We start from the raw sequence: 12,720 nt of genomic DNA on the forward strand, positions 1-12,720 counted from the left end.
TGTTCGTGGCCTGGGGCTCTATTGCCTGGGGGCTTCGTTGGCTTGGTGGGGTGGGCCGGCCCAGGCGGTGGGGGCGGGGTTCGGGGGTCGGGGCTTGTGGTGCTGGGGGTCGGGGCGGTGAGACCCCGGGGGCCGGGGTGGAGTTGGGGTGTCTCGATATGTCGTACAGGTGGTTCGGAGAACGAGAGGCCAGGGGGAATGGGTGCGCCAAAAGAGTCTGTTGGGGGCGTAGATCGGGCCGACCAAACGGGTTAACCGGGACATACGGGTGGGTTTTCCGAGTGTCACAGTGAATTTTGGGATTCCGCTGCTAACCTGACAGACAAAACTTAGGTCGGACCCCTCAAGGACACCTTGGAGGTTCTGCCCGCTAGATCCTGGTTCGTTGCGCTTTCGGGCTTCCGGCGGAAGTATCGAGCAGCTATCCCGGAGGTACGTCGTCTTCCCTGTCAGGTTCAGTGGACGGCTCTGACAGGCCACCGGGCGGGACCCCGGCTCACGCAGGCGTTCGGCCGCTCTACTCCGAGAGGACGCGCGATGGGTGCAGTTGTGGCGGTGGCCAGCCAGAAGGGGGGTCCCGGGAAGACGACGACGACGGTGAACCTCGCGAGTGCTCTGGCCATCAACGGCTTTCACGCCCTGGTGGTCGACCTCGAGCCGCAGGCGCAGGCCGGGGTCGCCCTCGGTGTGGTGCCACAGCCTCAGCGCTCGGTCGGTTTCGCGCTCTACGCCCAGCTCAACGGCATGACGCCCGACGTGCCGGAGATGATCTTCGACCGCAGCGAACTGCTCAAGTCGTTCGAGACCACCGGCAGCCTCAGCCTCTTCGGCTCGGTGCAGAGCACGATGGTCGACGCCGAGCGCAAGATCGCCGGGATGGACTTCTCCACCACCGGGATCCTCCGCCGCATCCTGGAGCCGATTCGCCGGACTCCGACGATCATCCTGATCGACACGCCGCCCAGCGTGAGCGCCCTGTCCGCCGTCGCGCTCGCCGCCGCCGACTTCGTGGTCGCGGTGTGCGAGCCGCTGTACGCGACCGTCCAGGGCGCCGCCGTGATCAAGGGGCTGACCGCCGCCACCTCCGAGCGCACTCTCGGCGAGTGCGAGCCGCGCTTCCTCGGCACCGTGATCAACAAGGCCAACGCCCCGTCCCGGCGCACCAGCGAGGACGACCAGGTCGAGCAGCGGCTGGCCGACTACGGCCTCGACCCCTTCCAGACGCAGATCCGCCGGGACAGCCGGATCTCGCAGGCGTACGAGATCGGGCGCCCCGTCTGCATAGAGCAACCGAACATCGCCGCGAGCGTTGCCTACACCGAGCTGGCCATCGAACTGTTCGACCGTGTGAAGCAGGCCGCCTGATGACCGACGAGAAGCCCGTGCCCAAGTCCAAGGCAAAAGCGAGGAAGGCACCCGCCGTTCAGTCGTCCGTCCTGGCGGCGGCGCTGCAGGACGCCATGAACGGCAGCTTCCTGAACTCGGGCACCGACTCGACGGCGGCGCTGCTGGCCCAAATGGGCGGCGGCAGTGGCGGCGGTTCCGGGACCACGTCCTCGGGGCCGCCGTTCAAGACCGCCGCGGCCGCTGTACCGGCACCGGCGGCCGAGCCCGAACCGGAGCCGGCACCCGAGGAGACGGCGGCCCCTGCCCCGACTTCGGGGGCGGCCGACGTGGCGCCCGAGCCCGCGACGGCGCCCGAGCCCGAGCCGGTACAGGCCGCGGCCGCGCCTGTCGTCGGGGCTGCCCCGGCGAGTGCGGAGCCGGCTTCGGCGGTGGAGCACGTGTCGGACCCGAAGCCGGTGGCGGCTTCGGAATCGGTGCAGGCGTCGACTCCGGAACCGGAATTCGCGCGCGCGGCGGCGCCCACGGCCGCGGCCTCGGTTTCGGTCTCGTCCGTACCTGCCGAAGCGTCGACTCCCCGGCCCCGGCGGAAAGTCGAACCCGACGAGGAACACCCGCTCGTGCAGTTGGCACGGCTCGAAGTGGCCCGCGAGGAGTCGGCCCGGGCGCAGGCCCCGACGCCGCGGCCGGAGCCGGCCTCGACCCCGGCTCCGGCCGCGCAGGCGGAGCGGACACCGGATCGGGCCGCCGAGCCCGCGCCCCGAACGGCCGCTCCGGCTCGGGCCACCTCATCCGCCCAGCCGGCGAAGGCATCCGCGCCGGCGCCCGCGAAGGCCGCCCCGGCTCCGCGTGCTTCGCGGCGCAGCGCTCCCGCGCCTGCCGCGCCGGCTCCGGTCGCCGCCGGCTCCGCCGACGAGCAGTCGGCGCATGCCGCGCTCCTGGAGAGCTTTCTCGACGCGCGGATAAACTCCAAGGGTTGGGAGACCTGGGGATTCCGGCTCCTGCCCGACGTGAAGGCGCGTCTGGGCAAGCGGCTCACCGCCGACAAACGTTCGTCGCAGAATCGACGTCTGGCGCTGGGGCACTACCTCAACGCCGCGTTGCTGGAGCTTCCCGAGGACAACGACGAGCAGATCGAGATGATCCGCTCGTTCCTTCGTGCCAGGGGCGGTATCACCGACCCCAGCCAGTCCTCCAGCTACCGGGTCAGCCCGGCCGTGTACGAACTCGCCCGCGATCTCGACACCGAGCTCACGGCGACGGAGAAGCGCGGCCTGGTCGTGTACCTGTTCTCGGCCGCCGTCGAACTGTTCCTCGAACGCCTCGACGCCGAGGGCGCTCTCGGCCGCCCCGAGATCTTCTCGCCCCAGCAGTAATCCGCCGTCGGCGGGCGTGGAGGACTTCCGGTCCCCGCGCCCGCCGACGGCGTTTTTGCGTGCGAGGCCGGGGCGGAGTCGAGGGACGCGGTAGGCCGAGCCCGCTTGCGCTGACGGCCGGGCTTCGCTTCCGGTTACGGCCGTACTCGTACCCGTACCGGAGTCCGCGTGGCCGGCGCGGTGCCCACGCGTTGCCGCCGGCACCCTGCTGCCGCGCCGCCCCCGAACACCCCGTCCGATTCGTTCTGTTCGTCGGGATTCCAGGTAGGCCCACCAGCCGCCAAGTCGCTGAGTGGCCTTCCTGCGGCCTCCTGGCCCGCCGGCCATCGATCAACCCGCCGGCGGCTCCACGGGCGCTCGAACGCCCCTTGGAGCGCTCCGGAGGCCCGTTCGGCGGCCTCGGCGGCGGCCTCCCGCTCCTCGCGGCAGTCGGCGCACACCCCGTCGGCCCGCAGGCCCCGGACCGCCCGGTCGCAGTCGTCGCAGGTCCCGATCGGCGCCGGCACGGCCACCCGGTGGGCCGCTGTGCCGACCGCCGCCGCCATCGCCGTGCTCGGCTCCCGCCCCGTCCGGGCCCGGCTCGCCGCCCGCCGGTCCGCGCCGAACCGCTCGTCCGCCGCGGCCCGCCGATCCTGGTCCTGCCGGGCGCAGTTGCGGCAGGCGAACGGGTCGCCCGCCACGCCCGCCCCGGGACCGGCCGTGGGCAGCCACAGGCGGCCGTCCTCGCAGTTCGGGTCGGCGCACCCACGCCGGGCCAGCCCGCGGGCGCCCAGCCAGCCCATGGGGCTGCGTACGGGCCCTTCCTGCGTCCGCCAGCGGTCCGCCAGCCGGGCGAAGACCCGGTCCGCGTCGCCGACTTCGGCCACGGCGCGGTCCACCAGAGCCGCCGCCACGACCCGCTGGCCGGTGCTCATCCGGTCCACCAGCGGCCCGATTCGGGCGAATGCCTTCGCCGCGGTCGGGGAGATGGTGGTCCGGTCGTTCGAGACCGTCACGTGTCGCGATCGACGGGGTTCCGCCGCAGGCGCCTCGTTCGCCGGGAGCGTTGCGGAGCCGGGTCGGGCGCTGTTCGCGGGACCGGGCACGTCTACCAACGAGAGCGCCCTGCGGGCGGAACCCCCTCGGGAAGCCGCGTTCATCTGTAGGTCAATCGGAGTGTCTTCCTTATACGTGACGGAGGTCCGAACCCCCTGCGGACCCGACGTCCATTGACCCTCCGCACCTGGGTTTTGAGCTGCCGAAATGCCGTTCTCCGGCGGCTCGGACGAGGTCCGGACGACGGTTCGCGAGGCGGCCTCGGACGGTGTCCCGCCAGGTGTTTCGACAACCTTGTTGACGGTCGATGCGAGGGTCGGGAAGGCCGCCGTTCCGGCGCCCACGTGAAAGGCGGCCCCGAGGGCGACCGGACGGTCGGACCGCGAGTCCGCCGAGGTCTCCCCCGCCGCTCCCGCCGAGTCGGTTCTGTGCATCCCCTCGTTCGCCTCGGTCGCGACACCGGCCTCGGCGGTTTCAGCGGTCTCGGCGTCCTCGGCGTCCTCGGCAATCGACTCGTCGTCGCTCCCGGGTTCGAACGGCCGGAGCGGGACCATCATGTTCCGCCCCTGCCACCCCTCCCGGCGGCCCACCTCGACCCAGCCCCATCGCTCCAGGTCGGACACCACGCCGCGGGCGGCGCGTACGCTCACCGGCTCGCCGATCCGGCGGCCCGACTGGTGGCGCAGCACGTCGGCGAGTTCGGCGTAGGTCAGGTGGTGGCCGCGGGCGCGGGCGTAGCTGATGACGGCGTACGCCCGGGCATGCCGGTGCGGCACGGCGCCCAGGAGCGCGACGGGCACCATCACCCACGGCTCGCCCTTCTCGGGGGCGCGCAGGCGGCGTACGGCCGAGGTCCCGGTGCCGGAGGGCTTGGTGCGGCGGACCACGGTCAGTTCCTCGCCGGCGGTGAGCTGCTTCTGCGCGGCGTACAGGGACGACGGGGCCTTGAGCGCGACGCGGCCGTCGGGCTGGGTGACGGAGCGAACGGTCAGGCCCAGGTAGCGGGCGATCGTGGTCAGGTCGGCGATGCAGCCGGGCTGGTTCGGGCCGGCTGCCAGGTGGCCGACCTTGGCGGCGAAGACGAAGGCCAGGTCGCTGTACGCCTCGCCGGTCACCACACGCAGCGGGACCTTGACCGAGGCGCGGCGGACCGAGTCCGGCATGGTCGGGTCGATGCCGCGGGCGCCGCTGACCCGAACTCGGGCCGCACGCAAGGCGGCACGCACCCGAGCCTGCATCGTGAATCCAGAGGATTCGGGCACACTTGAAGAGGGCAAGGACCTGGCTGAAGACAGCACTGGGCCTGCCTCGGGGATCGCAGGTATGATCTGCTCCTGAAGCTGGTGAAGAGAAAGAGGTATGGGCGACCCGACCGTTCGGCGCGTGGAAGTACCGGAACGGCTGGGTCTCACTGTTCGGTTGTGTAAGCGGCCGGCAGGCCTCCTTTCTCCGACGGCGCCCCTAGGGGCGCTGAGCTGCGAGCGAGTGGACTAGGGCTGGACTCCTAGGCCACTCGCTCTGCTTTTGTGGACTTCCGACGGCGTTGCCCGGCGCTCAGGCCGCACCATGCCGTCGTCCGACCTGTTCCTGTTCGGCCGCCAGGGCGCGCAGGGCCTGCTGGGCCCACGCGCCGAGGGTGAGGTACTGGTACGGCGTGTTCTCCTCGACGAACCGCAGTGCGAGGGCGGCGTGTTCACTCGGTCGAACGGCCAGGTCGGCACCCGAGGGGTGGACGTAGAGGCCGGTCATCGGGTCGACGTCGGCGAGATCGCCGACGCGTGAGTGTTCGATGGCCAGGTGCTCCCAGAGGCGCAGGCGTTGCGGTGTGTTGCGCGCATAGTTCTCACCCGGCCAGCTGATCCTTCGCAGGGCCTCGAAGGTGAGCAGGGGCAATACATCGCTGGGCGAGAGCACCGTCGGGTGCAGCACGTTTCGGTCCCGTGCCTCGTAGCCCACCTTGCTGGGCAGACCCGCGATGGCCGCGAGCCTTGCCACGGTCCAACGCTCCCGGGAAGTGGCCATGACCGTCCTTTCGTGTCAACGACCGAAGCCTATCGCGATCTCCGGCAAATAACTTCCTGTCAGGAGAGTCGGCGTGTCGCTCGTTGCAGTGAAGCCGGCACGGCAACGGCACAAAAGCCCAGAAAATCAGGCATTGCCGTTGTGTTCGATCTGCATGTTGGAAGATCCGCCCGCCCACCCATCTCCTGTCACGCATGAATACCCAGGCGTCGAGTGTGTGTTCTGTCGCGTGATCCAGTGCTCGATCGAGCGTGGGTTCCGCCGTTCGGACCATCGCGAGAGCGAGCGAGCGACCGATCGTGCGATCCGCCGCGACGCCCACTGCGGGGCCCGTCGTGCGAGCCGTTGGGAGAGCCGCCGTGAGAGCCGTCGCCGGAGCCATCGGCGGCTCCACCGTGCGAGCCGCAGCTCCGCCCACTGCTCCGGCCGGCCGCCCACGACACCGCGCGTCCGCCGTTCGTGCCGTACACCCGCCCGCACACCCGCCCGGACAGCGATGCGGATTGACGAACAAGTTGGGCTGCAATGTGCCGGACATATCAAAGGACATCTCACCGCACAGCGGCCCGCACAGATCCCGCTGCGGATTGCCGGACAGCTTGCCATGCAAGTTGCAGGTCAAGAGCCATTTGAGGGTGTTGTGGGAATGGCTCGATGAGGTGGTGTGCAGGCTCGGCGAAGGGGCTTTCAAGGGCCCGGGAGCGGGATTATGACGGGAGTGAAAATCACCTTAAATGGTGGGGAAGCCGGCTTTTGTAGTCATTGGGGGGAGGGGGAAGGCCATCTCGGGGAGGATGTGGTGGAAGGGAGGGGTGGGGCGCGTCCGATCTACGGGACGGTTGGGTGGCGTGCGGTGGAGTGGTGTGGCGCTGCGTGTGGGGCTTGGGGGGTGGGGCGGGCGGTTGTGCGGTCGGGAGGGGGTGCGGCCCAACGGGGGTGGCTGGGGGATGAGTGATGGGTGTGGTTTTCGCGACGTGCCGGTGGGTGGTTGTGTGGCGATTCCGGTGCCGGGGGTTGTGGTGCCGCTGCCGAAGAGCCGGTTGGTTGTGTTCGGATGCCTTCCTGCGTTGTGTTCGGTAGCCCCGTCGTGGGGCGTTTCCGACTGCGATCGGGCCGAGGGGTCCTGTGTCCGGTGGGCGGATGCGATGCTCTGGGCAGTGGCCGCGTGGGGTGGTCGGGAGGATCGGAGTGCTGATGGCGACTGGTGGATCCGGCCCCCGGCTGGTGTTGTGGGACATCGATCACACGCTGATCGACGGTGGGAAGGTGTCGCGGCGGGCGTACGCGGCCGCGTTTCGGCAGGTGGCCGGGCGGGCTCTGGAACAACCGTGGCAATTCGACGGTCGTACCGAGATGGCTGCGGCGAGCGAGGTCCTGCGGCTGCACGGGTTGTCGCCCGAGGATGGCCTGTTGGCTGCTTTCCTGGACCTGATCGTCGTCGAACTACGGCAGCGTGAAGCCGAGTTGGCGGCGGAGGGGCGGGTGTTGGCGGGGGCGCTGGAGGCTCTGACGGCGCTGGGCACGATGCCTGATGTGCGGCAGTCGGTGTTGACCGGGAACCTGTACGCGCTCGCCGTATTGAAGATGAACGTCTTCGGGCTGGCCGATCACGTGGACTTCCGGGTCGGTGCGTACGGCGAGGACGCCTATGAGCGAATCGACCTGCCGGCCCGGGCGTTCGCGCGGACCGAGGAGCACCTGGGTCGGCGGCACGTGGGAGCCGACACCGTGATCGTCGGCGACACCCTGCGCGACGTGGCCACGGCCCGCGCGGTGGGCGCGCGGTCTGTGGCGGTGGCAACCGGCCTGACGAGCGCGGCCGCGCTGACGGCGGCGGGCGCCGATGTCGTCCTCACCAACCTCGCCGACACGGAGGAGGTGCTGAGCGCACTACTGGGCGGGGGCCCGGGCCGCGGCTCGGGTGGGTGACGGCGGGCGAGGCGGTGATGGGGCAGGCGGGCCTGCCCGGCCGAGGGGTTGAGTTCGCCGTCCGGCGAGGACTGGGGTCGGGCCGAGGCTTGGTGGCGGCCGAGGCGGTTGGGCTTGATCCGCTTTGATGGACCCCCTGGCTGAGGGGTTTGTGGCTCCTTGGGGAGGATGTCCGTTATGGGTGGCATGGGGGAGAAGGCGCCTCGGCCTCGCCGCTTGTTCGCGCCGGAGCTCAAAGCCGAGATGGTTGTGCTGTGCTGGCAGGTGACAGGTTGGTCGGGCTGGTCGCGCCGGTCGCGAAGGGCTTCGATCCGACCGAGACTGCGGTGCGGGACTGGGTGCAGCAGACCGGGTCGACAACGGGTGAGTGCCATGGCCCGGCCTCGTCCGAGCGGGAGGCACTTGCCGCGCTGCGGCGGGGGAACATCAGGTTGGGGTAGGACGTGGGAGTCCTCAGGCGGGCCATGGGTTCTTCGCGAGAGAGACTCGGTGACGGGCACCCGTTCATCGAGGCGGAGAAAACTGTAGGTCACAGCGTTGAACGCGTCTGTGACCTGCTGTAGGTCTCGCGTGCCGCCTTTCGTCACCGCCGTGCGGCTCCCTGTCCGCGCGGCGTTCGGGACGTGCAATCGACCTGGCGGATCATCGACGACCACTGTGCCTCGCGCGGGAGTTACGGAGCCCTGCGGGTGCACGCGGTGCTGGTTTGCGGCGGTGTGCGGGTCGGGCGCTGCCGCGTCGCGCGGCTGATGCGCGCCGCGGGCCTCGTTGGCCGCATTGCCGACGCGGAAGGCGCACCGCCGTCCCGGTGGGGGTGGGCCGGGCTTGCGGTTGGGGTCGAGGTGGTGGGTTGGTTTCCTGGTGGGGCCCGGTTTGAGATGGGGCCGAGGGCGTCCCTATATAGGGGAGTGGGTGTGGTGGGGCTGGTGGTTAGGTGCTGCGCATTGGCATTAGTAGGTAGCGGTAGTCCTTGATGTCTTGGTTTGTGGTTTTTTGAAGCGATGTTGCCTCGGGGACTTGGGTGTTGGTTGGCGGTGGGGCCTCTGTGAGTACGGTGGGCTTGGTTGGTGTACTGAAGAGCAGTTGGGCGGTTGGGGTGCGGAGGGCGGTCAGGCCGTCCAGGAGGTGGGACGGGTTGAAGGCGGACCTGGTGGGGTCGCCCGTCAGGTGTACCGGGACCGTTGCGCCTGCCTCGGCTTCGTCGGTGGTGCCGGCCTCCACCCGCAGGGCGTCGTGTTCGAACGTCAGGCGGATGGGTGCGTTGCGGGTGACCACGAGGGATACCCGCCGTACAGCCTCGATCAGCGCCACCGTGTCGATGGTCGCCACGGCGGTGGCCTCGTTGTCGAACAGCCAGTCGTAGCGCGGGAACTCGTAGTCGAGCAGCCGCGTGGTGGCCTGCCGTCCGGCGGTGATCAGCCCGAGCAGGCCGCGGCGACCGGCCTCCGGGCCGAGGGCCAGACGCAGGTCCGCGCCGGCATCCGGGTTGCGGGCGAGTTCGGCGAGGACTCGGGCCGGGATCAGGGCGGTGCGGGCGGGGTCCTCGGTTATGGGCTGCCAGGGCATGCGGCGGACCGCGAGGCGATATCGATCGGTGGCGGCCAGGACGAGCGAGTCGTGGGTCAGGTGGAGTCGGACGGCGGTGAGTACGGGCACGCTCTCGTCCCGGGACGCGGCGATCGTCACCTGCGCGACGGCCTCGGCGAAGGCGGACGCGCCCACCATCCCGACGGTCTCCGGGAGCAGCGGGGTGGCCGGATAGTCGGTCGGGGACGTCAGGGGCAGCGCGAAGTAGGCACCGGCGCAGGTCAGTCGGGCCCGACTCGCCGGGGACGGCGACGACGACCTGGTCACCCTTCTCGCGTCGACGGTGAGGTCCACCGGGTGCTCGCGGGGCAGGGATCGGGCGATCTCGGCGAGCAGTCGCCCCGGGACCAGGATCCTCCCGGGGCGGGTGACCTCGGCCGGGACCTCGATCCCGGTCGAGACCTCGTAGTTGTACGCGGAGATCGTGAGGGTGCCGCCGTCCGCCTCGAGTCGGAACGCGGCGAGGGCGGGGACGACCGGCCGGGCGGGCAGGGCGCGAACGGCCCAGGCGACGCCCTCGACGAGGCGGTCGCGTGTTATTCGAACCTTCACAACGGGCCCTTTCCGAGAACTCGACGAGGAGGCTGGTCGCACGGTGATCGAATATCTGTTCGATTCCAGGAAGGGCGACACTACCGGGGCGCTCGGACAGCGCGCCCGGATCTCGGCGAATCTCAGCGGATTGTGGGTGTTTGAGGTAAGGGCGGTGAAGGTAGGGGGCGGCGAAGGTGGGGCCCGGCTGAGCCGGTCGGGGAACGGTTGCAGCCAGGTCACCTCCGCCGGCGGCGCCAGGGGTCCTTCGGGGTCGTCGGCGGGAGCGCCGAGCCCCGACGGCAGCGGTCGCCGCGCGCGGCTTTCGAGTGCGGTGAGGCAGACGTTGGTCGCGATTCGGTACAGCCACGTGCGCAGTGACGCCCGCCCCTCGAACCGAGCATGCGGGAGCAATAGGCGAGCAGTTGCGGCCGGTAGGGGGAGGTCGACCGGACGAAGAGGTCGTCGTGGGCGAGAGAGTCGATCGCGGCGTCGATCCCGATGTGGGTGTCCTGCATGCGTCTTACTGTCCGGAACCGGGTCGAGTGGTGAACTCGACGATCTGTACGTGGTTTCCGACCGGGTCTTCCACCGTCGCGATGAGACCCGGGCCGAAGTGTTCCACGGGCCGGATCCACTTCGTGTCGCCGAGCGTGTCGAGGTGGGCCGCGACCGCCTCGATGTCCTCGACGTAGAAGTTGATCAGGATCCGGCCCGGCTCGCGGGTGCTCTGCGCCCGTCGCCCACCATCAGGACGGCGCCCGGCGTCGCCGACGGTGCGAACGCCGCGCGGTACCAGTCGCTGAGCCGTTCCGGGTCGTCGCTGCCCAGCACCAGGCCCCCAGTCGAATGCTGGTGGTCTCTGTCATGGCTACGGGACCGCCGGGCCGGAACGACGGGTGGTGGGTAGGGCTCCCCGGCGCGCCGGGACCGCGCGCCGAGGCCGCGCCGCGTCGTCAGATCGCGGTCGCCACGTGTTCGGCGGCCGTCCGTGCGGCGGTGACGGCCTCGATGTGCGCGGGGTGGGTGAGCCGGCCCGCCCGCTTGACCGTGCGGCCCGCGACCAGGACCGTGTCGACGTTGCCCGGATGCGCCGACGCCACGACCGCGCCGGCCGGGTCGTGTGCGGCGCCGACCATGTTGACCGCGTCCGTGCGCAGCAGGATCAGGTCCGCCTGCTTGCCGACGGCCAGCGATCCGATCCGGTCGGCCAGACCCAGCGCGGCGGCGCCGCCGATGGTCGCCATGCGCAGTACGTCGGCCGCGAACAGCCGCTCCCCGTCGGCGAGTTGGCTGGTCAGCAGGGCCGCCCGCAGCAGCGAGAACATGTCGCCCGGGGTGCTGGTGACCACGTCCACGCCGAGCCCGGTGATCAGGCCCAGGGCACGGGCCCGGTTGATCATCGGCGCGCCGTGTCCCATCTGCGCCTCGATGGCCGGTGCGATCGAGAGCGCGCCGCCGGAGTCGGCGATCATCGCGAGTTCGTCGTCGGGCAGCGAGTTGCCGTGGACGTACAGCGTGCGCGCGTTGAGCAGGCCGCGCTCGCGCAGAGCGTCGATGGGCCGGCGGGCGACGGAGCCGCTGCCGACGTGTACGGCCAGCGGAATGTCGAGGTCGGCGGCCAGCCGCCAGTCCTCCTCGACGAGTTCGATCGGGGTGTACGAGGGCCCGCCGGGGGCGAGCGCGAGCGTGACCAGGTCGTCGGGGCCGTCTCCGGCGAACAGGCGTTCGCGCAGGTTGCGGACGTGTCGCGGGTCGCGGGCGGCCGGGTCGAACGGCGGGTAGCCGTACCCGAACACCGCCCGGATGCCCGCCGCGCGCAGCCCGCGCACCGCCGCGTCGCCGTGTTCGGCCCGGTGCTGGACGTGGGAGAAGTCCTGGACGGTGGTGATGCCGCCGTCGAGGCATTCGAGCGCGCCGACCAGGTTGCCGGCGTACACGTCCTCGGGGCGCATCGCGGGGGAGAGCCGGCCGAGGACCAGGCCGAGGTAGTCGCCGAGGTCGCTGTCGACGGCCACCGCGCGCAGTACGGACTGCCAGACGTGGCGATGGGTGTCGACGAAGCCCGGCAGCACGATCCGCTCGCGCGCGTCGAGGACTTCGGCCCCCTCGGCGGACAGGTCGGGGCCGACGGCGGCGATCACTCCGTGCTCGATCAGGACGTCGGTGTCGGGGCGGGCGGTGACGTGCGGGTCGGTGTCGACGACGGTGCCGCCGCGGAGGAGGAGTCGGGCGGTTGCGGGGGAGGTGGGGGAGAGGTCGGTCGCGGGGGAGGTGGGAGCGCCGGACACGGGAGCCTCGCATCGAGTCATGTTCACTGGAAAGCTTTTTAGAAAGCTATCAGCTGTGTGTAATACGCTGTCAAGATGACCGCATCCGAGGACCGCGCGAGCGCGCTGATCAGCGCATGGCAGGCCGAACTGCCCGACGTGCTGGATGCGACGACGGAGTTGAGCAAGCGGATCATGCTGCTCGCGGCCGACCTGGACGAGGCCACCCGCCGTGAGCTGCCCGAATTCGGCCTGACTCCGGCCCAGTTCGGCGTACTGGTCGCGCTGCGGCGCGCGGGTGCGCCGTATCGGCTCAAGCCGACCGAGCTGAGCCGTGCGCTGCTGCTGTCCTCGGGCGGCACCAGCAACGTGACGAATCACCTGGTCGCGGAGGGGTTGGCCGAGCGCCTCCCGGATCAGGGCGACGGTCGGGGCACGCTGATCTGCCTGACGCCGCGCGGGGTACGGGTCGCCGAGGAGGCGGTCCGGGCGAACGCCGCCGCGCACGCCGAGGTCTGGCGGGGCGCCCCGGCGGCGGCGATCGAGGCGGCGACGCTCGCGCTGCGCGAGATCGCCGCGGCCACCGAGGCCCCGCGGACCGCGGGGCGGCGGCGCGGGGCCTGATC

The 12,720-nt window shown here is 70.9% G+C and carries 10 protein-coding genes; 5 read left to right on the forward strand and 5 right to left on the reverse strand.

Features of this window, described 5'->3' with window-relative positions; translation table 11 throughout:
• Positions 1 to 537 precede the first annotated feature (537 nt).
• Positions 538 to 1,365 (forward strand): ParA family protein, encoded by an 828-nt coding sequence (locus tag ACMXN5_RS39775; protein WP_078980120.1) that lies wholly within the window; start codon positions 538 to 540, stop codon positions 1,363 to 1,365.
• Positions 1,365 to 2,720 carry a hypothetical protein gene (locus ACMXN5_RS39780; RefSeq protein ID WP_439679763.1) on the forward strand — a complete coding sequence of 452 codons (1,356 nt, stop codon included), beginning with the start codon at positions 1,365 to 1,367 and terminating at the stop codon, positions 2,718 to 2,720. The genes ACMXN5_RS39775 and ACMXN5_RS39780 overlap by 1 nt, the downstream gene beginning before the upstream one ends.
• Positions 2,721 to 2,854: 134 nt before the next feature.
• Here ACMXN5_RS39780 and ACMXN5_RS39785 read toward each other — a convergent pair whose 3' ends face one another.
• Entirely contained in the window at positions 2,855 to 4,981 is a 2,127-nt protein-coding gene (locus tag ACMXN5_RS39785) for a hypothetical protein (protein WP_439679764.1), read from the reverse strand.
• Positions 4,982 to 5,309: 328 nt separating this feature from the next.
• Positions 5,310 to 5,777 (reverse strand): hypothetical protein, encoded by a 468-nt coding sequence (locus ACMXN5_RS39790; protein WP_020554288.1) that lies wholly within the window; start codon positions 5,775 to 5,777, stop codon positions 5,310 to 5,312.
• Positions 5,778 to 6,971: 1,194 nt separating this feature from the next.
• On the opposite strand from ACMXN5_RS39790, the gene ACMXN5_RS39795 reads away from it, so the two are divergent.
• Together ACMXN5_RS39795 and ACMXN5_RS39800 are read left to right on the forward strand one after the other, a co-directional pair.
• A complete protein-coding gene (locus ACMXN5_RS39795) occupies positions 6,972 to 7,706 on the forward strand; it encodes an HAD family hydrolase (protein WP_439679765.1) in 735 nt (244 codons plus the stop codon).
• 623 nt (positions 7,707 to 8,329) lie between these two features.
• On the forward strand, positions 8,330 to 8,680 hold the full coding sequence (locus ACMXN5_RS39800; protein ID WP_439679766.1) for a transposase: 351 nt from the start codon (positions 8,330 to 8,332) through the stop codon (positions 8,678 to 8,680).
• Here ACMXN5_RS39800 and dnaN read toward each other — a convergent pair.
• From dnaN to ACMXN5_RS39815, 3 genes are all read right to left on the reverse strand, one after another.
• Complete coding sequence (gene dnaN / locus ACMXN5_RS39805) at positions 8,637 to 9,845, reverse strand: DNA polymerase III subunit beta (RefSeq protein ID WP_439679767.1); 1,209 nt, start codon at positions 9,843 to 9,845, stop codon at positions 8,637 to 8,639. The genes ACMXN5_RS39800 and dnaN overlap by 44 nt on opposite strands.
• Before the next feature lie 681 nt (positions 9,846 to 10,526).
• Complete coding sequence (locus ACMXN5_RS39810) at positions 10,527 to 10,658, reverse strand: hypothetical protein (RefSeq protein ID WP_439679768.1); 132 nt, start codon at positions 10,656 to 10,658, stop codon at positions 10,527 to 10,529.
• Between the two features lie 122 nt (positions 10,659 to 10,780).
• Positions 10,781 to 12,115 (reverse strand): amidohydrolase family protein, encoded by a 1,335-nt coding sequence (locus ACMXN5_RS39815; protein WP_439679769.1) that lies wholly within the window; start codon positions 12,113 to 12,115, stop codon positions 10,781 to 10,783.
• Between the two features lie 75 nt (positions 12,116 to 12,190).
• Here ACMXN5_RS39815 and ACMXN5_RS39820 point away from each other — a divergent pair, with 75 nt between their 5' ends.
• A complete protein-coding gene (locus ACMXN5_RS39820) occupies positions 12,191 to 12,718 on the forward strand; it encodes a MarR family winged helix-turn-helix transcriptional regulator (protein ID WP_439679770.1) in 528 nt (175 codons plus the stop codon).
• Positions 12,719 to 12,720: the final 2 nt, after the last annotated feature.

The sequence above is a fragment of the Embleya australiensis genome (genome assembly GCF_051903075.1).
In the GTDB taxonomy this organism is placed as follows: Bacteria; Actinomycetota; Actinomycetes; order Streptomycetales; family Streptomycetaceae; genus Embleya.